Origin of the sequence: Halomonas sp. A40-4 (assembly GCF_015767635.1) — a bacterium.
In the GTDB taxonomy this organism is placed as follows: domain Bacteria; phylum Pseudomonadota; class Gammaproteobacteria; order Pseudomonadales; family Halomonadaceae; genus Vreelandella; species Vreelandella janggokensis.
The window spans coordinates 969,464-989,743 of record NZ_CP065230.1 but is presented as its reverse complement, the minus strand read 5'-3'; the positions used below and the strand labels follow the sequence as shown (position 1 = coordinate 989,743).

The window sequence follows — 20,280 nt, the reverse complement described above, 5'->3', positions numbered from 1 at the left end:
CACGCATAGAGGTTTTACCATGTTAGCAATCATCGCCTATGCCCTGGGCGTCATGTATACCCCTGGGCCTGTGAATCTGCTCGGCCTGAACGTGGGCATCAATGGCCAGGCCAGACAGTCGTTGGGATTTTGCCTTGGCGTGGGCACGGCGATGCTGGCGTATTTATTGGTGTTGGGTTGGGCGGGCGCTGCCTGGATCAATGATGACGCACTGGTGGTCGTAAGCGCCCTGGGGTGTAGTTATATCATTTATCTGGCCTGCAAAATTGCCCGCGCCAACGCCGACTTCAGCACGCCCGCTAACGTCCCTCGGCTGGTTAGTTATCGCGATGGGTTAGTCATGCAGTTACTGAACCCCAAAGCCATTGTCGCCACCCTGCCGATTACTACACTGCAATTTCCTGCCGCTGGCATTAATGGGCTTAGCCTAGTGATGTGGGCGTTCGGGCTTGCCATGCTAGCCGCGGGCGCGCCTGGCAGTTACGTAGTGATGGGCAGTTTGGTCGGCCAGCGGATTAAAAACCCAGCCGTTGTGAGGCGCTTTAATGGGCTAATGGCCGGGCTATTGGTCGCCGTGGCGTTTTCGATCGGGTTTGAGCATGTATGGCTGCCGCTTACCTCTTCTGCCAGTTAGGACGTTAGCTGATTGCTCAGAAAAAAAGCGCCCTGAGGGCGCTTTTCATAACGGCTAGCGATTAGAAAGAAGTCCATTTCTCGGTGTCTTGCTTGCCACCAATCACGTGAGCCGGCAAGCTTTTAGTGGCCCGTGGCTGGCTGTCACGCGCTTTTGGCGTAGCGGGTAGCGCACGTTGGCTTTGGCCGGTGGTCGTTCCTCTAAAGAACGATACCTCCTTCAACAACGCTTCCGCTTGGCTTTGCAATGAACGTCCTGCCGCACTGGACTCTTCCACCAGGCTCGCGTTCTGCTGGGTGACGCTGTCCATTTGCGAGACGGCCGTGTTTACCTGCTCGATACCTTGGGACTGCTCGCGGCTGGCAGTGGCAATCTCACCCATCAACACCGAGACGCGCTTAACACCATGAACGATACCTTCGAGCGACTTGCCTGCTTGGTTGACCAGACTTGAGCCGTTGTCGACTTGGCCGATACTCTCCTCAACGAGCTTTTTGATATCTTTGGCGGCGTCAGCACTACGCCCTGCCAGGTTGCGTACTTCGTTCGCCACTACCGCAAAGCCACGCCCCTGCTCGCCCGCACGTGCGGCTTCTACCGAGGCATTCAGCGCCAGCAAATTGGTCTGGAAGGCGATTTCATCGATCAAGCCGACGATACCGGCAATCTTGCGGCTTGAAGCGTTGATACCTTCCATTGCCTTGATGGCTTGACCTGCGATCTCGCCCCCGGCGTTAGCTTGCTGGTTAACATCGTGCACGAGCTTGTCGGCTTCGGAAGCGTTGTCGGCGTTCTGGCGCACGGTGGAGGTGATTTCGTCCATTGATGCCGCGGTCTGTTCGATGCTGGAGGCCTGCTCCTGCGTCCGGCGGCTGAGATCATCAGTGCCTAGCACGATTTCGTCGGCGGCCACATTCACGGACTCGGCGTTATTACGAACGGACATGACCACCTGCGAGAACTTGGTTTCCATGCTCTTTAACGCTCTGAGCATCACACCAAACTCATCCTTGGCTGAAGCGTCGACGTCGTTATCGAGCCTGCCTTCAGCCATGGCGTTGGCAAGTGCTTGCGCCTTGCCCAGCGGTGTCATGATGCCGCGAACCAACCATATTGAGAGCAGAATGCCGAAGATGATCGCCGCCACCATAACGCCTATAACGAAGTTGCGCGTCCAAATATAGTCGCTTGATGACTGCTGGTTATTGGCGGCGGCTTGGGCGCTGTTAAGGTCGATAAGGCCCTGAATCGCCGTGAGCACTTTAGGGTATTCAGCACGTAGCGTGGTGGTGGCTATCTCTCTGGCGGCGTCATAATCATTGCCAATCATTGCCGCGTTAATATCGTCAATACCGGCACGCAGACTGGCTAGCGACACGATAAAGCTTTCGGCTATTGCACGCTCTTGATCACCAGAAACACGCTCAGGGAAGTAATCATTCCAGGCGGCGTCGATAATGGCATCGTTCTCCGCAACCTCTTGTTTCGTTGTTATAGCAGATGCCGGGGTTCGATCACGCTGCTCGGCCGTTATCTTTACCCGGTTGCCGAGCAGTGCTTGGTTGACCTTAATAAGATCACCCAAGGTGAGTACGTTCCCCTCATAAGTACTGTTGAGGGCATCGTTGGTTTTGCTGAGACTGTAGAGACCGATAATACCGACAACAATTAACATTAAGATGCACGCGCCTAAACTCACGGCAAGCCGCAGTTTAACGCTTCGATTCAGAAGTAGCATGGGGGGATCTCGTGAAAGCCCGCAGCGCGTTGCATTGGGCAGGTGGAAGCCATCTCGGTAACTTCAAGTGTTTAGGCCCAACGCATCTTGATACCAAGCAAAATGCATTATCGGCACGCGCACAGAAACATTAAATTTTTTTAACTTATAAAGCGCCAATTTCTTATGTCATTACATGCTGCCCGCCCCCTTTGATGGTCATTAACTTATCATCTGCATGACACAGCTTTGTCACCTAGGAGCGCTAACGTTGCATTGTGAGTCACAATCAAGTGAGCTCATACATTGCAGAAGGTGATCCAATGGAGCCTGTTCAATTCTCTGACTTAATGCTCCGCATCGAGAAAATGGGGGTGACATATCCTGGGAATGTTCTCGCACTCCGACCCACCACCGTTGATTTCCACAAAGGCGAGTTTACGGTTCTACTCGGTCTTTCCGGTGCAGGTAAATCTACGTTACTGCGCTCCCTCAACCACTTGGTGCGGCCCAGCACCGGCAAAGTGATCTCGGCTGAACTAGGTGCGCTCGAAACCATTACTACGGTACGCCGCCATCGGTGCAAAACCGCCATGGTTTTCCAGCATCATCAGCTCATTGAACGCCACACGGCACTCCAGAATGTGCTGATGGGTCGGCTTGCTTACCACAGCACCTGGCGCAGTTTGTTTCCGCTACCCAGGCAGGAACAGGAGCTTGCCCTGCACTGCCTGGATCGCGTAGGCCTGGCTGAGAAGGCGCTTACCAGGGTCGATCAGCTTTCCGGAGGGCAGCAGCAGCGCGTGGGCATTGCGCGTGCCTTGGCGCAGCAGCCCGCCATGATCCTGGCGGACGAGCCAGTGGCCAGCCTTGACCCGGCAACCTCTGAGCGAGTGCTTACATTATTGCGAGACATATGCCGTGAAGATGGTATTACCGCCATTATTTCACTGCACCAGCTGGAATATGCCCAGCGGTTTGCTGACCGCATTATTGGTTTAGCGAATGCCCAAATCGTTTTCGATGCAGCCCCGGCACAGTTACAGCAATGCCACCTGGATGAGATTTACCACGGTGCGCCAGGGGTTTTACCCGAAGCCGATGAAACCACCAACCCCAACCCTCAATCCGCGAATACCACTTCGATAAAACTGGAGATTGCACAATGAAACCGCTATTCAGCTTTTTCTTCGCTATCTGTCTTATGGCTGGAATGACCGTGTCGGCCTTAGCTGCGGATCCTGATCCAAATCCAGACCTGTTAAAAGTCGCACTGCTCCCTGATGAAAACGCTTCTGAACTGATCAAACGCAACCAGCCATTGAAAGACTATCTTGAAAGCACGCTTGGCAAAGAAATTGAGCTAATTGTCACTACAGATTACTCCTCCATGATCGAAGCCATGCGTTTTGGTCGCATCGACCTCGCCTACTTCGGGCCCCTCTCCTATGTGATGGCAAAAAGCAAAAGCGAGATCGAACCCTTTGCGGCCATGATTGTGGATGGCAAGCCCACCTACCGCTCCATCATTATTGCCAATGTCGATTCCGGCGTTGAGTCTTATGCCGATATCGAGGGCATGAAGATGGCCTATGGCGACCGAGCCTCCACTTCAAGCCACCTGATTCCCAAAACCGTGTTGCTTGAATCGGCTGGTTTGGAAGCAGGAGAGGACTATGAAGCCCATTTTGTTGGCTCCCATGATGCCGTGGCGGTGAACGTTGCCAATGGTAATGCAGATGCAGGGGGACTATCGGAAGTGATCTTTGAACATGTGATGGACCGCGGCCTGATAGATCGCAGCAAGGTTAGGGTGTTGGGTCACAGTGGGGAGTATCCGCAGTACCCCTGGGCGATGCGTTCCAACTTGAGCCCGGAACTCAAGCAGGAGATACAAGACGCTTTCATTAGCATTGATGATGAAGAAATCCTGAGCAACCTGAAAGCCGAAGGTTTCGCCGTTATCACTGACTCCGATTACGATGTGATCCGGGAAATGGGTAGTCTGCTCAACCTTGACTTCGCCAAGATGTAAGGGGGCATTATGAATCAGACCAAAACGGATCCGCCGGCCCTTTCTTCATTTTCTCCTGACGCGGTGCTGGCCGAACACGCGCGCGGCTGGCGGAGTAAGCTCTTCCAAGTGGGCTCGTTACTGGCAGTGGTTCTCCTGGCTAGTTGGTACGTGGACTTGCTGGATTTTCGCACCCTAGCCAACGGGGTTCCTGCCATCGCCACCCTGCTGGGTGAATCGCTACCGCCCGATTTCACCAATGCCAGGGATTGGATGTCTCCGTTGGTCGATACGCTCGCCATGAGCATTGCTGGCACGGCAATAGCGGTCATCGCTTCCGTGCCCCTGGCGTTCCTGGCTGCTCGCAATACCTCGCCCCATCCCGTGGTCTTCCACGTAACCCGCACGTTGCTAAATGCTCTGCGCTCGGTGCCCGAGTTGATTATGGGCATTATCTTCGTTGCTGCAGTGGGTTTTGGCGCCTTGCCGGGCGTGCTAGCGCTCGGCCTTCATTCCATCGGGATGGTGGGTAAATTCTTTGCCGAAGCGATTGAGCATGTCGACCCAGACCCAGTGGAAGCCGCCAATGCCGCTGGCGCAACTCGATTACAGATTCACTGGCACGCTGTGCTGCCGCAGGTTCTTCCGCAGTTTGCCGATGTTTCCATCTATCGCTGGGAATACAATTTTCGCGCCTCTACGGTCATGGGCATGGTGGGGGCTGGCGGGATCGGCTTCGAGCTAATGGGCTCTTTACGTGTCATGCAGTACCAGGAAGTCAGCGCCATCCTGATTGTCATACTCGTTATGGTGACGATGGTGGATAGCCTTAGCGGCCATCTTCGTAAGAAATTCAAGTAAGGAAATCAAATGAAACCAAGAGTTTTCATTACCCACCGGGTACATAACAGTGTGCTGGAAAGGCTGGAACAGAGCTGTGAATTAATCACCAACCAGTCAGACACTACCTTACCCGCCGCCGAGGTAAAGGCCCGCGCGGCAACCGCAGATGGCATGATGGTGTTTATGCCGGATCGGGTCAGCGAGGAATTTCTGGCTGGCTGCCCCAAGCTGAAAGTCATTGGCGCCGCCTTGAAGGGATACGATAATTTCGATGTGGAGGCCTGTACGCGTCATGGCGTTTGGCTGACCTTCGTACCGGATTTGCTGACAGTGCCAACGGCTGAACTCACCATAGGGCTAACCATTAGCCTAATCCGACATGTTCGGGCGGCCGATGAGTATGTTCGTTCTGGCCAGTTCAGAGGGTGGCAGCCAATGTTCTATGGGCTTGGGATTGCAGACGCCACTGTGGGTATCGTCGGCATGGGGCCCATCGGCAAGGCTGTGGCAACACGGCTCAAAGGCTGGGGGGCCACCTTGCTGTATTCTCAGCCAGACGCCTTGCCCGCCGCTGAGGAGGAAACGCTCGGCGTGGCGCGCAAGTCGCTTGAAGAGCTGCTCGGGCAAGCCGACATTGTCATTTTGGCCCTGCCGCTCAATAAACAAACCCTGCATACCATGAACGCTGCGCGCTTGGCTCTGATGAAACCAGGCGCCTATTTGATCAACCCATGCCGGGGTTCTGTAGTGCAGGAAGCTGCCGTTTTGGAAGCATTGGGGTCTGGGCAGTTGGGCGGCTACGCAGCGGATGTTTTTGAAATGGAAGATTGGGCTCGAGAGGATCGTCCGCAAGAGATTTGCCCCACTTTGCGAGCACATCCCAACACGCTATTCACGGCACACATTGGCTCTGCCGTCCAGGATGTGCGGCTGATGATTGAACAGCGTGCTGCCGACAACATTCTGCAAGCGTTACAAGGAGAACGCCCTCAGGATGCGGCTAATTCGCCCACTATCACTGAGACAACTCCATGCTGAACTTGGTCTGGCTGAAAAGTTTTACCACACTGGTTCAGCATCGACGTTTTCAGGCCGCCGCCCAAGCTCTCGGTATCGCACAACCCACGCTTTCACAGCACATTCAAAAGCTCGAAGAGCAGCTAGGTGCCCTGTTGATACGCCGCAGTAAAACGGGATGCGAGCCCACCAAAGCAGCCCTGGCGCTTATGCCTCTAGCGCTTAGTATGTTGCAACTGGACGAGCGTGCCCGAGAAGTCGTTAGCGGTACGCGTTTACGCGTAGGGGCAAGTTCTAACATCGGTATTTACATGCTCCAGCCCTACGTGAGCACGTTCAAGAACATTCCGACGGTACCTGAGCTGGACCTAGTGATTGATAACAATCCAAACATTGCCAGACAATTGACCAGCGGCGAGCTGGATATTGCGGTGATGGAGTGGTGGAACCCGAAACCTGGCTTCCAGGCAATGGATTGGCGACAGGAACCCGTGGTTTTAATTACCCGACCAGATCACCCCTATGCGGGCTGGCATGAAATAGACCGGGAAACCCTTGCCGGAATGAGCTTGCTTGGTGGTGAACCCGGAACAGGTACTGGCCGGTTGCTGGCGAACTTCTTTGGCGAAAGAGGGCCGTTCCCGAAGGTTTCAATGCAACTGGGCAGTACCGAAGCGGTTAAACAGGCTGTCAAAGCTGGCCTGGGCGTATCACTGGTGCTGGCAGCTTGCGTCGAAGAGGAGATTCAAGCGGGCACCTTATGTGCCATCCCGGTCAGTGATGCCGCATTGGCAAAAAAACTGATGGTCATTTGCCCTGAGACGCTTGCGCGGCAACCGCCAGTTTCCACTTTCGTCAGCCATATATGTCAGTGAAAATTGAGGGACATCTTTAGAGCCAGGGAAGGCGTGTGGGTGGCTAAGAATAGGTGCCATTGAGACCCCAAACTTCGCAGAATCGTTAGAAGACGCGGGTGGGGTTGGGTGAGACTCAGTGCAATGATTACAGAGTTACGTACAAGGTATAATTGTAGTTATGTCTCTTGCACTAGCGCTAGCACTACAGCTAAACGTTCTCGTTATCTCCATTTACAAACGAATAGAGCAGAATATCGGATCGGTACGCCCAGCCCTGATTGGCCCAGAACGTCTGGGCGGCTTCGTTCTCGGGAAGAATCATCAGGTGTGATTTTTGGATGCCTTCGCTCTTGAGCGCTTCCAGGCAGAGGCTTACCAGCCGTGTGGCGATGCCTAACCGGCGGTGAGAATCCGCCACCGAGAGGTGCTGCACATAACCACGCTTACCGTCGTGGCCCGCCATAATTGTTCCCACCAGCTCTTCTTCTCCATCTCCTTCGCCTTCTACTTCTGCCACAAAGCTCAGGCCGGGGTTGCGCAGCAGGTATTTCTCGATGCCTTCACGTGAATCAGCGTCGCGAATCCTCACGCCTTCACTCTCGCTCCATAGGGCAATGGCGGCGTCATAGTCGTTGATGGTCATGGTGCGGTAGTGCATTAGGCGGCTCTCATTGGGTGGCGGCGGTGTCTTGATCGTTCTGTTCGGCTGGCTGTTGGAAGTGGTCCTTCTGCTCGGCCCATTTCAGCAAGGCATCCAGCGCCGGGCAGAGCGTTTGCCCCCATTCGGTGAGGCGGTACTCCACTTTTGGCGGCACCTGGGGGTAGACCTTGCGGGCCACGATGCCATCCGCTTCCAGTTGGCGCAGCTGTTGGGCCAGCATTTTCTGGGAGATGTCGGGGATGAGTTTTTCGAAATCGGAGTAGCGCTGCACTTTTCCATCGAAGAGATGAAAGAGAATAATGAGCTTCCAGCGCCCTTCCAGCATTTTTAATACATTTTCCACATCGCTTGCGGCGGTAGCGGGCGTATAAATCTTTCTCATGGGTGAGCTTTTGTGCGTTCTTGATAACGCGTCAGTCTAGGCAGAAGATTCTCTCACATTAACTTACGAGAGATGACCATCATGAGCTTGTCACTGCCAGACGCGATCACTACTTACTTCAGCATCAGCAACGGTGCGGATGCCTCCCACATTGCGGATTGCTTCACTCAAGATGCCTGTGTGTTTGACGAAGGCGAGACGCACCGCGGGCACACCGCTATTCAAGCGTGGATGCGTGCCACCCGCGAGAAGATTGAGTATAGCGTCGAGCCGGTCAGTGTTTCCCAGCAAGGCAACACGATGGTGGTTACCGCGACCGTTACCGGCAACTTCCCCGGCAGCCCGGTGCAACTTGACCACGCTTTCCAGCTTGCCGAGTCGCAAATCCAGTCATTGGAGATCCACTAATGAACCTGAACTTGAACGGGCGACGCGTATTGATCACCGGCGGCAGCAAAGGGGTTGGTGCGGCCGCGGTGGCTCTCTTTCGCGAGGAAGGCGCGCAAGTGCTAACAACCGCCCGTACTCGCCCCGCCGACCTGCCCGATGAGCTGTTTGTAACTGCTGACCTGACGACGGCCGAAGGCTGTGCCACGGTGGCCGATGCAGTCAACGATCGCTTGGGCGGCGTGGATATTGTCGTTCACGTACTGGGTGGTTCATCCGCCCCCGGCGGCGGGTTCGCGGCCCTTGGGGAGGAAGAGTGGCAGCGCGAGCTCGACATCAATCTGTTCCCTGCCGTACGGCTGGATCGCGCCCTGCTGCCCGGCATGCTAGCCCAGGGCGATGGAGTGATTATCCACGTGACCTCCATTCAGCGTGAACTTCCCCTCCCCGAATCAACTACGGCTTACGCGGCGGCCAAAGCGGCGCTCTCCACCTATAGCAAGAGCTTGTCAAAAGAGGTGTCACCCAAAGGGGTGCGCGTGGTTCGGGTGTCGCCGGGCTGGATCGAGACGGAAGCCGCCGTTGCGCTGGCCGAGCGGATTGCCCAAGACGCAGGGACCGATTACGCAGGCGGCAAGCAGATCATCATGGAAGCGCTGGGCGGCATCCCGATTGGCCGTCCTTCTAAACCTGCGGAAGTGGCCAACCTGATTGGATTTCTGGCGTCGCCGCTGGCGGCCACCATCACGGGCACGGAGTACGTGATCGATGGCGGCACCGTGCCCGTCGCTTAAGGAGGCGGCGAAGTGGCGGCCACCTGGTTTTAGTCGTCACCCTGCCCGAAGCCAATGCCCAGGCGCAGCGCCTGAAGGCCGTCGAACTCGACGCTGACCTCGTCTGAAAAGACCGGGTGGCCTTGCACGGCCAAGTCCAGCGCGGCTTCAGCGCCGCGGTACGCGACGGTCATGGTGATGTTCGCGGAGGTGCTGATGGGCGCCAGCAGGCCATACTCGACGTGGTCCACACTGACGGAGGAAAGCCCGCGCTCATCCAACTGCGCTTGCGCTTCCTGCTTCACGGTCACGCCGTAATAGACGTAGAGCCCGGCATAGCCCAGTGCGAGCACAACTAACAGTGATAATAGCTTTTTCATCGCGTTTCTCGAATTGTCAGAACTTGGATGGCGGATGCCTGTGGTAACGGAGACCCTAACGCAACGCCGCCACCCTGGTATCGCGTAAGCGACGCAGGGCGGCGGAGTGTCGGTTAGTAGACGGGCAATGCCGGCGGCGATGGTTACTTGATGATATCGCCTATCGGCCGTTTGCCGTCCAACAGCATGAATTCCTGGTTGGTAATGTTGGCGTTTTGCACGGTATGCAGCAGCGCGTGGGCGACGTTGGCGCGGGAGATCTGGTTATCGCCCGCTTCTTCCAAGGAATCCGCGAACTGCTGGCTTGCGGGTTCGTCCGTCAGGCGACCGGGTTTGAGGATGACATAGGGTACGCCGCTGGTGCGCAGATGAGCATCGGCGGCGAATTTCGCGGCCATGTAGGGGCGCAGTTTTTCCGGCGCTTGCATGGGGTCTTCGGCGCGCATGGCGCTGATCATCACGTAGCGCGAAAGGCCCTGCTCGCTTGCGATATCCGACGCACGAACGGCCGCGTAAAGGTCGATCAGCAGAGTTTTATCCGGCCCGGTGTGAGGGCCTGAACCGGCGGTGAACACCACCTGGTCGCAGCCTTCAAAGGCGTGGGCAAAATCGCCTTCCAGATCGGCAATCACGGTCTTGATGCCGCGCTCCTTAAACCACGGCAACTGTTCTTCACTGCGCAGCATCGCCTTGATAGGCGTGCCCGCCTGCTGAGCCAGCTCGCAGAACTGTTTGCCAATCTGTCCGTTCGCACCAATCACTAGCGTGGTCATAGCACCTCCTTATGGTGAACTGATATCCCATCAGTGTAGGCGGATTGGCATAATTCAACCGGGCGCGTCCGAGAGGTCGGGGCCGGGATGCAGGCGGCCCGGCCAGCGCAGCACCATAATCGCCAGAACGTTGCGGTGTTCACCCCCCGCCAGCCCCGTTTCCCCTTCGGGCGAGGGAATGATACCGCTGGCCGGGTCTATCGCCGCTACCAGCGCCTCACGGACCTGGCCCACCAGCGGGTGGTCCTCACGACCGGCCAGCAGGAAGGCCATTGCCACCTCGGCTTGGATGTCGGCCGTGGCGCGGGCCAAGATGCCGGTTGTCTCCCGCTCCAGCGCGTCCAGCACCCAAGCGTGCACCTCTGGGTCCACCTTGCGCTGATAGTAGCGGCTGTCAGCGATGACGAAGTGGGTCAGACCATAGAGCCAGTTACGGTACTCGGCGTCGTCGAGCTTGGCGACTCGATCAGGCGGGTAGCGACGCTGGAAAGCCGCCTCCACCTCCCGGCGCAGGTCCATCACGCCTAGCTGGTGAAGGAAGTACGTATAGTTGGCCACCTGAGCGGCATAGATCCCGATCACCGCGGGGTCAGTCAAAAAGGGCGCCCAGGCGACCTCGGCTTGGTAGCCCAACGCCCGCTCGTGATCTTCAAGGGCCGGCAGCAGGCCGTGGTACTCGGCCTGAACCTGCCGGAACAGCAGCGAACGGGCGAAGGCGATCTCCCCCCACTCCCCCAGCATGGCGCGTCGGGCACGCTGCTTGGCTGTGCTCTGGGAGTAGTCGGCAACGATCGCCCGGCTGCGGGCAGTCGCGTACCCGGGCTCGGCCAGGCCGACGATGTCCTCCTCGAGTCGCGTCAGTAGTCGCTCGCCGTAGGCTTGATTGAGGGGCCGCCAGCGCTGCTCGCCAGTCAGGCGGTAGAGCCGCTGGGCAAAGTGGCGCTGCTTGTCCTCGGACAGCGTCGGCAGCGCCTGCTCGTAGACCGCCTGGATGGCCAAACCGGCATCGCGCTGGGCGTCACGCTCCGTCTGCTGCTCGATGGCGGCACAGCCGACCAACGCCAGCACCATCATCAGTGAAAAGAGTTTTCTCATGCCGACTCCCTTGAGGGTGTTCACTAACGATAGTCGATCATTGCACTGTCGATGAGCAATTATGTACAAGCATCAGTGACATTGTCGGCATAAGCTAGGGCTGTGTTTCGAGGTGTTGGGTTTCATCAGGAGAGGTCGGCATGAGCAACGCCAGCCGGTTTAAGTTCTTCAAAAGTCATCATGTGCCGACGCTAACGGTGCTGAAAGCGGCCATTGAAGACTTCAGCTACGACCCGCATGCCCATGAGGAATATGCCTTTGGCGTGACGCTGGCCGGGCGTCAGGACTTTTTCAGCGGCGGCCAGTTTCATCGCAGCCCGCCGGGCAACGTGATTTTGTTTAATCCAGAAGAAGTCCACGACGGGCATTCGGGTGGTGAGCGGGCGCTGGATTACCTGATGGTGTACGCCCATCCGGAACAGGTGACGCCGCTGTTCGCCGAGGTACTTGGCCGCGAAAGCGCCACAGGCTTCCGTTCCGACCAAACGCTGATTCAGGATGCGCCCCTGCGCCATGCCATTATCGAGCTGGCCCGTTTGGTAAGTACCCAGGCCGGTAGCTGCATTGACCAGGAGAATGTGCTTTATCAGGTGGTTGAGCGAACCGTTCAGCTAGGCGGCCGCGTTCAACCCAGCCGCGTCACGCAACGGCCGGATGCCCTGCTGGACCTTGCCAGGGCGTATATCCTCGCCCACCTGGAAACCGATATGTCGCTTGACGACATCAGCCAGGCTGCGCATTTATCCAAGTACCACTTTTTGCGGCTGTTTCGGCAGCACTACGGCATGACGCCTCACCAGTACGTGATTAATTGCCGGATCAATGCGGCCCGTGCAGCGCTGGATCAGGGGGCGCCGCTGAATGAGGTGGCGTTGCGGTTTGGGTTTGCCGACCTTAGCCATTTCAATCGCCGCTTCAAGCGCATCTACGGCATGACGCCCCACCAATACCAGCGCGATATCACGCGTTAGCCAAACCCCACTTAGAGGTTCCAACATGTTAGCAATCGTCGCCTATGCCCTGGGCGTCATGTACACCCCTGGGCCTGTGAATCTGCTCGGCCTGAATGTAGGTATCAATGGCCAGGCCAGACAGTCGGTGGGGTTTTGCCTGGGCGTGGGAACGGCCATGCTTGTGTACCTGCTGGTGTTGGGCTGGGCGGGCGCTGCCTGGATCAGCGGTAACGCCCTGATCCTGGTGAGTGCGCTGGGCTGTAGCTATATTGTTTACTTGGCCGTCAAGATTGCCCGCGCCAGCGCGGATTTGGACGAGCCTGATCATGCACCGCGCCTGCTGAACTTTCGCGATGGGCTGGTGATGCAGCTGCTCAACCCGAAGGCCATCGTCGCGACCCTGCCCATAGCCACCCTTCAGTTTCCGGCGGCGGGCATTCAGGGCGTCAGCCTGGTGATCTGGGCGCTGGGGCTGTCCGCCATGGCGGCGGGCGCCCCCGGCAGCTATGTGGTCATTGGCAGCCTGGTGGGTGAGCGTATTAAAAGCACGCGGGTCGTGAAGGGCTTCAACTGGCTGATGGCGGGGCTACTGGTCGCCGTGGCGATATCGATTGGTGTTGAGCATGTCTGGGTGCCACTTGTGTCCTAAGCTGAAGTCTATTCGTAAAGCTTCCAAGCCATCGGATTTATGCGCCCGAAATTGGAAACCTAACCTATAGCCGATTCTTCCAGTAATTTGGCTCTCGATGTAAAGGCATAACGGCAAGTACAAAAACATCTTCATTCTCAAGAGCATAAAGCACGCCGTAAGGGAAACGGCGTACCAATGAACGGCGGATATCACCCTCCAGTAATGTCCATGCTTCTGGATGTCTGTGTGCACGCTCGATGGCTGAGTATACCTCAAGCGCAAAGTCCCATCCCAAGCCTGGTTCAATGGCTTCGTAGTACTCTGTACTTTCAGCTAGTTCTGCTTCCGCTTCAGGGTGAAAGCGAACACTCATCTCTCGAGCCTTGCCCGAAGGTTAGCGAATACTTGCTCACTTGAAACCGTAGCCACTTTACCCGCCCGTATATCGTCTAAGCGGCTACTGGCAACATCAACCCATTGCTTGTCGATATCAGCCTCAGGGGAGTTGAGGCTACGCAGCAACACATCGACGACTCTTGCACGCTCTTCAACGGGTAATGATTCTGCTTCGCTGACAAGCTCTTGGATGTTCATAGTCTCACCTCATGAATGGCTCAGACTGAAGGTATCTCAACTATTAACTTTTCGCCATATTAGCTCTTTTTTGCTTTGTGATGCTGCCCAATAAGATCACAGCTTATCTAACTCCGGCACGCCCTCACGCTTTCAGCCAGCTCGCTCACCAGGCCGTGCACCCGCTCTACAGCGTCATCAGGCGTCGTGGCGTGTTCGATGCAGTCGACCAGTGCGGAGCCCACCACCACCGCATCGCTATAGCGGCCAATGGTTGCCGCTTGCTCGGCGGTGCGGATACCGAAGCCGACGGCGATGGGCAGCTCGGTATCTTCCCGCAGACGCGAAACCGAGGCTTCCAGCCGTTCCGGCGTGGGGGCACTGCCGCCGGTCACGCCCGCTACAGAGACGTAGTAGATAAACCCGGAGGCGTTCGCCAACACTCGGGGCAGGCGTTTGGCATCGGTGGTCGGGGTGGCCAGACGGATAAAGTCGATGCCGTGCCGAAACGCGGGTTGGCAGAGTTCTTCGTCGTGTTCGGGGGGCAGGTCCACCACGATCAGGCCGTCTACCCCGGCACGGGCGGCATCGGTCAAGAAGCGCTCAACGCCGTAGCGGTAAATGGGATTGTAGTAACCCATGAGCACAATCGGCGTGGTGCTGTCCTGTTCGCGGAAGGTGCGCACCATGTCCAGCGTTTTAGCCTGGGTCTGGCCGTTGTTAAGGGCGCGCTGGGCTGCTTTTTGAATGGCGGGGCCATCGGCCATGGGGTCGCTGAACGGCATGCCCAGCTCGATGATATCCACCCCGGCGGCGGGAAGCCCGTGCAGCAGGCGGCGTGAGGTGTCGGCATCCGGGTCGCCGGCGGTCAGGTAGCTGATCAGTGCCGGACGGTTTTGCTGCTTGAGTGTGCTGAAGCAGTGGTCAAGACGTGTTGGGTTGTGCATGGTCTGACTCACGGTGGCATTCATCGCGTTGTCCTGGTTCGCGCTCATACGTTTTTCACTCCGAATTTGTCGCCAAGGTGATGGGCGACGCTGGTCATGTCCTTGTCGCCACGGCCGCTCAGGTTGATCACCATCAAGTGCTCGCGGGGAAGCTGGGGCGCGCGTTTAGCGACTTCTGCCAACGCATGTGCGGTTTCCAGGGCGGGAATAATGCCTTCCTTGCGGCAGCAGATCTGGAACGCCTCCAGCGCTTCGTCATCGGTGGCCGAGACATACTCGACCCGCTTCTGCTCGTGCAACCAGGCGTGCTCGGGCCCGATACCGGGGTAATCCAGCCCGGCGGAGATCGAGTGGGCATCGGTAATCTGGCCGTCTTCGTCTTGCAGCAGATAGGTGCGGTTGCCATGCAGGACCCCAGGGGTGCCGCCGTTCAGGCTGGCGGCGTGCAGGCCACTGTTGACGCCCTTGCCGCCCGCTTCCACACCGACCATGTGAACGTCAGGGTCATTCAGGAACGGATAGAACAGCCCAATGGCGTTCGAGCCGCCGCCCACGCAGGCAATGAGTGAATCCGGCAGGCGGCCTTTCTTTTCCAGCATCTGGGTGCGGGTTTCATGGCCGATGACGGCCTGGAAGTCGCGCACCATGGCAGGGTACGGGTGCGGCCCGGCCACGGTGCCGATGATGTAGAAGGTGTCGTCCACATTGGTGACCCAGTCGCGCAGCGCTTCGTTCATGGCGTCCTTGAGCGTGCCGGTGCCGGAGGTAACGGGGACGATCTCCGCGCCCAGCAGCTTCATGCGGAAGACGTTGGTCTGCTGGCGTTCGATGTCCGTCGTGCCCATGTAGATCACACAGGGCAAACCAAAACGCGCCGCCACGGTGGCGGTGGCGACGCCGTGCATCCCCGCGCCGGTTTCGGCGATGATGCGCTTCTTGCCCATCTGCTTGGCCAGCAGTACCTGGCCGATGCAGTTGTTGATCTTGTGCGCGCCGGTGTGGTTCAGTTCTTCGCGCTTGAGATAAATGCTCGCTCCGCCAAAGTGCTCGGTCAGCCGTTCGGCGAAATAGAGCGGGCTGGGCCTGCCCACGTAGTCGCCCTGAAAGTAGGCCAGCTGACGCTGAAATTCGGGGTCGTTCTTGGCGGCGGTGTATTCGTCTTGCAGCTCCAGAATCAGCGGCATCAGGGTTTCGGCGACAAAGCGGCCGCCAAAGTTACCAAACAGGCCGTTGGCATCGGGCAGGCTCTGGGATATGTCTACAGGTTGATTCATCACGACCTCTGCATGCGTGTTGAGTATGTGATGACGTTAAGGCAAGCGCGTGAAGATAAAAATCGATAAGATGTCATCAACCCGTGAGCTGAAGTCACACATCAATGCACAATAGCCTGCCACCGCTTAGCGCCTTGCGCGCCTTCGAGGCCACTGCCCGGTTGGGCAGCGTGACCGCTGCTGCCGAGGAGTTGAGCGTGACCCACGGCGCCGTCAGCCGCCAATTAAGAAGCCTGGATGACCATTTTGGCGTGGCGCTGTTCACCAAAGCGGGCCGCGGTATTGCGCTGACGCCCCACGGCGAGAAGCTACAAAGCGGCCTGAGCGATGCTTTTGCCCAACTGCGCGATAGTTGCGCCGCGCTCAAACGTGATGTGGAGGATGCGCCCTTCACCCTCGCCTGCCCCGGCAGCCTGCTGGCCCGCTGGTTGATTCCCCGGCTGGACCGCCTTCACCGCGACCTGCCTGACCTCAAGCTGAAAGTGGTGGTTAGCGAAAGTGAGCATCCTGAAAAGCAGACGGACGCAAGTGCGACCCTAGCGTTTTCCGAGCCGCCCTGGCCCGCGGAGGTCGACGTCGTCGAGCTTATTCCGGAGCAGATATGCGCGGTGGCGAGCCCGCCACTGGCCGCGCAGTGCGACCCCGCCAACCCGGCAACGCTATTCGACAACACGCTGCTCTACACCGCTTCCCGCCCTCAGGCGTGGCCGCACTGGGCCAGTGCACATGGGCTTGAGCAGTCACAGCTTGAAGCGGCGCTACACCAAGGCCAGGGATTTGAGCACCTTTACTACCTGATGGAAGCGGCCGTGGCGGGACTAGGCGTGGCGATTGCCCCCACGCTATTGGTGGAAGACGACCTGAAGAGTGGCCGACTGGTCGCCCCCTGGGGCAGCATCGAAACCCCCGCCCGGCTCTGCCTGTGGCTGCCCGCTCAGGCGGACTTACTCACCCACCCCCGCCGAAGCGAGCCGCTGGCGGAATGGCTTAAGGGGGAGCTTGGGAGATAAATGCGAAGGCGTTAGTGAGGCTGCGTGTTATCCGGAAGCTTTTGACTCGCTTCGGCTTTCAACCGTTCAACCAGCCAAACTTTGATAATAGATTGACGCGTAACGCCGATACGGGCGGCCTCACGATCCAGGGACTCAACCACCCAAGCGGGGAAGTCGACATTGATACGCTTCGGATCTTGATTAACACGGTGTGCAGTGGATAAATCAAGATCGTCAACGATGTCTTCGCTACCCTGGTCAAATTTTTGATCAAAGTCGTTAGCTTTCATAGAGCTCTACCTCTCTTTTACGCGAGCGCCTTACCGAAATGAGTCGAATTTTTTCATTTCGGTAGGTGATGACGGCAGACCAGTGTTTATCATCAATCAGCCCTATCATCAGAAAACGCGGCTCATCATCAGATTTGGCTTGAATTTCCAGCAAATCAGGATCATTCCAAAGCGCCTGAGCATCTAGAAAGTCAATTCCATGCTTTATCAGATTGGCTACGCTTTTGTCATCATCATACTCAAAGTCGCTCATGAGTATAAATTATTCCTTTTTTACTCAAACCGCAAGGTAGCCCAACACTTCCATGCTGCTCAACAAGCATGCCGAGACAGCTTTATGCCGCCTTTTTACCTCTACTCACCCACTCAAGCGCTCGCGGTTACTGGCTACCAGTTCCGCCAGAAAATCCGCCACGGCCCGGATACGGGCTGATTGGGTGAGATCCGTCTGGATGACCAGGTAAATGGGCTGATCCACGCCGATATCGGACTCGAGGCAGACGAGCTCAGCCTCCAGCGCCAGAAAGTGCGGCAGCACCGCGACCCCCAGCCCCGCTTTGGCCGCCGCTAGCTGGGTCGCAAGCGACGTGGTAGTCAATGCAGGTTCGCGACCTCGTAGCATCCGCTCAACCCACTGGGCAGCGGGCAAGTGCGCTTGCGTATCCCCCCAGGTGATAAAGGCATCCGTGTCATAATCGCCCGCGTCATCATGAGCCTTGCGCTGCGCTGTATAGCCGGGGCTCGCGTAAAGTCCGAACCCCAGCATACCCAAGCGTCGAAGGGTGACATTGCCCCGCTCGGGCTTGACCATTCTAAGGGCTAAATCGGCGTCGCGACGGTGCAGGTTGACGGTGGTGATATCGGTCACCAGCTCAAGCGTGATGCCGGGGTACTGCGCATGAAATTGCGGCAATGCGGGCAGAATCAGCGCCGTGGCCAGGTTTTCAGCCGTCGCTAAACGCACTCTGCCGCTCAGTTGCGCAGCATTGGAAACCCCGCTGGTAAACGCCGCCGCTGCTGCCTCCAAGGCTTCAGCTTTCTCGATTAGCCCCGCTCCCTCCTCGGTAAGCTGATAGCCCGATTGCTGGCGTACAAACAGCGGCAGCTTTAAAGCGTTTTCCAGCCGTTCGATACGCCGGGAGAGCGTGGCGATGCCCAGGTTCAGCTCGGCGGCGGCACCACTCAGCGTGCCGTGGCGCGCCACTGCCAGAAAGGTGCGCGTGTCGTCCCATACCCAACCACGCGGCATGTGTTTTTCATAATCGGAAATTTGTTTATCGAATTCGTTAATTTTTTTCATTAACGGATAGTGCCACGCTGCTACTGCACCACTCAAGAACGCGTCACTTCTGGAGACATAGCATGCAAAAACGAACGCTGGGCAGCGATCTAACCGTTTCCGCTATCGGCTTAGGCTGCATGGGGATGAGCGAGTTTTATGGCCCTCGGGACGACAGCGAGTCGCTGCGGGTATTAGCCCGGGCAGTAGAGATGGGTATCGACTTTTTCGACACGGCGGATATGTACGGGCCGCACCATAACGAGGAATTGATTGGCCGCTTTCTCGCCAATCACAAGCCCAAGGTACGTATCGCCACCAAGTTTGGCATTGTGCGCAACCCTGGTGAGTATCAGCGTAGCCTGGACAGCAGCGCCCAGTATGCCCGCCAAGCTTGCGAGGCGTCGCTGAAGCGGCTGGGCATCGAACAAATCGATCTCTACTACGTTCACCGCGTTAACCCGGAAACGCCTATCGAAGAGACCATGGAGGGCCTGGCGCAACTGGTGAAAGAGGGAAAAATTGCCCACATTGGCCTCTGCGAGGTTAGCACAGAGACCCTTCGTCGAGCCCACGCGGTACATCCCGTCACCGCCGTGCAAACCGAGTATTCGCTCTGGACGCGGGACGTTGAACAAGCAGTATTGCCCACCTGCCAGGAACTCGGCATCGGCTTTGTGCCCTACTCGCCGCTGGGCCGTGGCTTTTTGACGGGAAAACTTCAGGAGAATGCCGACTTTGGCGAAGGTGATTTTCGTCCTAACCTGCCGCGCTTCTCTGAACAGGCCATGCATGCCAACCGCCGAATCGCCGACGTGATTGGTGAAATGGCCACCCATAAAGGCTGCACCCCGGCGCAGCTTTCGCTGGCTTGGCTGTTATCCAAAGGCGATAACATTGTGCCGATTCCCGGCACCAAGCGTCTGCGCTACCTTGAAGAGAATGCGGCTGCCGCGTCCATCATCCTGACCGCCGATGAGCAGCAACGGCTTGAAGCGGCCACCGAGCGCCTTCCGGTAACCGGTGAGCGCTATACGCCGGAAGGCATGAAGGGGGTTAACGCCTGAACGGCTGGTGGCTCATTGAGAACGTCTACTTGATAATTTCGTCGATCGACCGCTTGCCGTCCAGCAACGCGAACTCCTTGTTGATAACACTGCTTTGCAGCGCGTAGTGCAACGCATGCGCGACATTGGCGCGGGAGATTTGATTGTCGCCGGCCTCGTCGATTGAGCTTGCGAACTGCTGGCTGGCGGCGTCATCCGTCAAACGTCCGGGTTTAAGAATCACGTAGGGTACGCCGCTGTTGCGAAGATGGGCATCGGCGGCGAATTTTGCGGCCATGTAGGGGCGCAGCTTCTCGGGCGCTTCCATGGGGTTTTCGGCACGTATCGCGCTGATCATCAGGTAACGGGAAATACCTTTCTGCTTGGCGATATCGGCAGCACGAATGGCCCCGTAAAGATCAATCAACAGAGTCTTGTCCAGCCCGGTGTGCGGCCCTGAACCGGCGGTAAACACCACTTGGTCACAGCCCTCAAAGGCGTGCGAGAAGTCTTCTTCCAGGTCGGCAATGACGGTATCGATACCTCTGTCGTTGAACCATGGCACCTGCTCTTCGCTGCGAATCATCGCCTTGATGGGCGTGCCCGCTTTTTGGGCCAGCTCGCAAAACTGTTTGCCAATCTGTCCGTTCGCGCCAATCACTAACGCCGTCATAACGTCTCCTTGTGAGTTGCCTACCCTTCTAAGAGTGCAGGCACTTAGCCGAAATTCAAGCCTGTAGTATTGTCGCTATAACCGATCAG

26 protein-coding genes are annotated in these 20,280 nt (G+C 57.4%); 12 read left to right on the top strand and 14 right to left on the bottom strand.

The annotated features are described in order from the left end of the window. The first annotated feature begins 19 nt into the window (after positions 1-19). Positions 20-634, top strand: a complete 615-nt coding sequence (locus tag IT895_RS04725) for a LysE family translocator (protein WP_199284857.1) — start codon at positions 20-22, stop codon at positions 632-634. 61 nt (positions 635-695) lie between these two features. Here the strand turns inward: IT895_RS04725 and IT895_RS04720 are convergent, their stop codons facing one another. Then, positions 696-2,372, bottom strand: a complete 1,677-nt coding sequence (locus IT895_RS04720) for a methyl-accepting chemotaxis protein (protein ID WP_199284856.1) — start codon at positions 2,370-2,372, stop codon at positions 696-698. A 302-nt stretch (positions 2,373-2,674) separates the two neighbouring features. On the opposite strand from IT895_RS04720, the gene phnC reads away from it, so the two are divergent. From phnC to IT895_RS04695, 5 genes are read left to right on the top strand one after another with little or no spacing between them, the layout of a single operon-like run. Beyond that, the gene (phnC, locus tag IT895_RS04715; protein WP_199284855.1) at positions 2,675-3,520 is read left to right on the top strand and encodes a phosphonate ABC transporter ATP-binding protein; all 846 of its coding nucleotides are present in this window, start codon (positions 2,675-2,677) and stop codon (positions 3,518-3,520) included. Then, positions 3,517-4,386 carry a phosphate/phosphite/phosphonate ABC transporter substrate-binding protein gene (gene phnD, locus IT895_RS04710; protein ID WP_199284854.1) on the top strand — a complete coding sequence of 290 codons (870 nt, stop codon included), beginning with the start codon at positions 3,517-3,519 and terminating at the stop codon, positions 4,384-4,386. The genes phnC and phnD overlap by 4 nt, the downstream gene beginning before the upstream one ends. A gap of 9 nt (positions 4,387-4,395) precedes the next feature. Beyond that, positions 4,396-5,226, top strand: a complete 831-nt coding sequence (gene phnE / locus IT895_RS04705) for a phosphonate ABC transporter, permease protein PhnE (protein WP_199284853.1) — start codon at positions 4,396-4,398, stop codon at positions 5,224-5,226. A gap of 9 nt (positions 5,227-5,235) precedes the next feature. Further along, entirely contained in the window at positions 5,236-6,246 is a 1,011-nt protein-coding gene (locus IT895_RS04700) for a phosphonate dehydrogenase (protein WP_199284852.1), read from the top strand. Continuing rightward, complete coding sequence (locus IT895_RS04695) at positions 6,240-7,100, top strand: LysR family transcriptional regulator (RefSeq protein WP_199284851.1); 861 nt, start codon at positions 6,240-6,242, stop codon at positions 7,098-7,100. The genes IT895_RS04700 and IT895_RS04695 overlap by 7 nt, the downstream gene beginning before the upstream one ends. A 190-nt stretch (positions 7,101-7,290) precedes the next feature. On the opposite strand, the gene IT895_RS04690 is transcribed toward IT895_RS04695, so the two are convergent. Both IT895_RS04690 and IT895_RS04685 read right to left on the bottom strand, forming a co-directional pair. After that, positions 7,291-7,740 (bottom strand): GNAT family N-acetyltransferase, encoded by a 450-nt coding sequence (locus IT895_RS04690; protein WP_199284850.1) that lies wholly within the window; start codon positions 7,738-7,740, stop codon positions 7,291-7,293. 10 nt (positions 7,741-7,750) lie between these two features. Continuing rightward, entirely contained in the window at positions 7,751-8,125 is a 375-nt protein-coding gene (locus IT895_RS04685; RefSeq protein WP_176301976.1) for a winged helix-turn-helix transcriptional regulator, read from the bottom strand. A gap of 81 nt (positions 8,126-8,206) precedes the next feature. Between IT895_RS04685 and IT895_RS04680 the strand changes: the two genes are divergently transcribed. Beyond that, positions 8,207-8,533 (top strand): nuclear transport factor 2 family protein, encoded by a 327-nt coding sequence (locus IT895_RS04680; RefSeq protein ID WP_233337369.1) that lies wholly within the window; start codon positions 8,207-8,209, stop codon positions 8,531-8,533. Beyond that, on the top strand, positions 8,533-9,306 hold the full coding sequence (locus tag IT895_RS04675; protein WP_199284848.1) for an SDR family oxidoreductase: 774 nt from the start codon (positions 8,533-8,535) through the stop codon (positions 9,304-9,306). The genes IT895_RS04680 and IT895_RS04675 overlap by 1 nt, the downstream gene beginning before the upstream one ends. A gap of 29 nt (positions 9,307-9,335) precedes the next feature. On the opposite strand, the gene IT895_RS04670 is transcribed toward IT895_RS04675, so the two are convergent. From IT895_RS04670 to IT895_RS04660, 3 genes are all read right to left on the bottom strand, one after another. Then, entirely contained in the window at positions 9,336-9,665 is a 330-nt protein-coding gene (locus IT895_RS04670; protein WP_199284847.1) for a hypothetical protein, read from the bottom strand. A 143-nt stretch (positions 9,666-9,808) separates the two neighbouring features. Continuing rightward, positions 9,809-10,438, bottom strand: a complete 630-nt coding sequence (locus IT895_RS04665; RefSeq protein WP_199284846.1) for an SDR family oxidoreductase — start codon at positions 10,436-10,438, stop codon at positions 9,809-9,811. Between the two features lie 54 nt (positions 10,439-10,492). Continuing rightward, positions 10,493-11,533 carry a DUF3541 domain-containing protein gene (locus IT895_RS04660; RefSeq protein WP_199284845.1) on the bottom strand — a complete coding sequence of 347 codons (1,041 nt, stop codon included), beginning with the start codon at positions 11,531-11,533 and terminating at the stop codon, positions 10,493-10,495. 140 nt (positions 11,534-11,673) lie between these two features. Here IT895_RS04660 and IT895_RS04655 point away from each other — a divergent pair, with 140 nt between their 5' ends. Together IT895_RS04655 and IT895_RS04650 are read left to right on the top strand one after the other, a co-directional pair. Further along, entirely contained in the window at positions 11,674-12,504 is an 831-nt protein-coding gene (locus IT895_RS04655) for an AraC family transcriptional regulator (protein WP_199284844.1), read from the top strand. Between the two features lie 25 nt (positions 12,505-12,529). After that, on the top strand, positions 12,530-13,135 hold the full coding sequence (locus tag IT895_RS04650; RefSeq protein ID WP_199284843.1) for a LysE family translocator: 606 nt from the start codon (positions 12,530-12,532) through the stop codon (positions 13,133-13,135). A 64-nt stretch (positions 13,136-13,199) separates the two neighbouring features. On the opposite strand, the gene IT895_RS04645 is transcribed toward IT895_RS04650, so the two are convergent. From IT895_RS04645 to trpB, 4 genes are all read right to left on the bottom strand, one after another. Then, complete coding sequence (locus IT895_RS04645; RefSeq protein ID WP_199284842.1) at positions 13,200-13,490, bottom strand: type II toxin-antitoxin system RelE/ParE family toxin; 291 nt, start codon at positions 13,488-13,490, stop codon at positions 13,200-13,202. Continuing rightward, complete coding sequence (locus tag IT895_RS04640; RefSeq protein WP_199284841.1) at positions 13,487-13,711, bottom strand: addiction module protein; 225 nt, start codon at positions 13,709-13,711, stop codon at positions 13,487-13,489. Before IT895_RS04640 ends, IT895_RS04645 begins: the two co-directional genes overlap by 4 nt. A 107-nt stretch (positions 13,712-13,818) precedes the next feature. Next, on the bottom strand, positions 13,819-14,637 hold the full coding sequence (trpA, locus tag IT895_RS04635; protein ID WP_199285410.1) for a tryptophan synthase subunit alpha: 819 nt from the start codon (positions 14,635-14,637) through the stop codon (positions 13,819-13,821). 44 nt (positions 14,638-14,681) lie between these two features. Beyond that, on the bottom strand, positions 14,682-15,911 hold the full coding sequence (gene trpB / locus IT895_RS04630; protein ID WP_199284840.1) for a tryptophan synthase subunit beta: 1,230 nt from the start codon (positions 15,909-15,911) through the stop codon (positions 14,682-14,684). Positions 15,912-16,015: 104 nt separating this feature from the next. Here trpB and IT895_RS04625 point away from each other — a divergent pair, with 104 nt between their 5' ends. After that, entirely contained in the window at positions 16,016-16,921 is a 906-nt protein-coding gene (locus IT895_RS04625) for a LysR family transcriptional regulator (protein ID WP_199284839.1), read from the top strand. A gap of 11 nt (positions 16,922-16,932) precedes the next feature. On the opposite strand, the gene brnA is transcribed toward IT895_RS04625, so the two are convergent. From brnA to IT895_RS04610, 3 genes are all read right to left on the bottom strand, one after another. Beyond that, positions 16,933-17,193: a type II toxin-antitoxin system BrnA family antitoxin gene (brnA, locus tag IT895_RS04620; RefSeq protein ID WP_199284838.1), complete on the bottom strand. Its 261-nt coding sequence runs from the start codon at positions 17,191-17,193 to the stop codon at positions 16,933-16,935. After that, entirely contained in the window at positions 17,183-17,446 is a 264-nt protein-coding gene (locus tag IT895_RS04615; RefSeq protein WP_199284837.1) for a BrnT family toxin, read from the bottom strand. The genes brnA and IT895_RS04615 overlap by 11 nt, the downstream gene beginning before the upstream one ends. Before the next feature lie 105 nt (positions 17,447-17,551). Further along, complete coding sequence (locus IT895_RS04610) at positions 17,552-18,493, bottom strand: LysR family transcriptional regulator (protein WP_199284836.1); 942 nt, start codon at positions 18,491-18,493, stop codon at positions 17,552-17,554. A 62-nt stretch (positions 18,494-18,555) separates the two neighbouring features. Here IT895_RS04610 and IT895_RS04605 point away from each other — a divergent pair, with 62 nt between their 5' ends. Further along, positions 18,556-19,539 (top strand): aldo/keto reductase, encoded by a 984-nt coding sequence (locus tag IT895_RS04605; protein ID WP_199284835.1) that lies wholly within the window; start codon positions 18,556-18,558, stop codon positions 19,537-19,539. 25 nt (positions 19,540-19,564) lie between these two features. Here the strand turns inward: IT895_RS04605 and IT895_RS04600 are convergent, their stop codons facing one another. Then, positions 19,565-20,191, bottom strand: a complete 627-nt coding sequence (locus IT895_RS04600) for an SDR family oxidoreductase (RefSeq protein WP_199284834.1) — start codon at positions 20,189-20,191, stop codon at positions 19,565-19,567. Between the last annotated feature and the right edge of the window lie 89 nt (positions 20,192-20,280).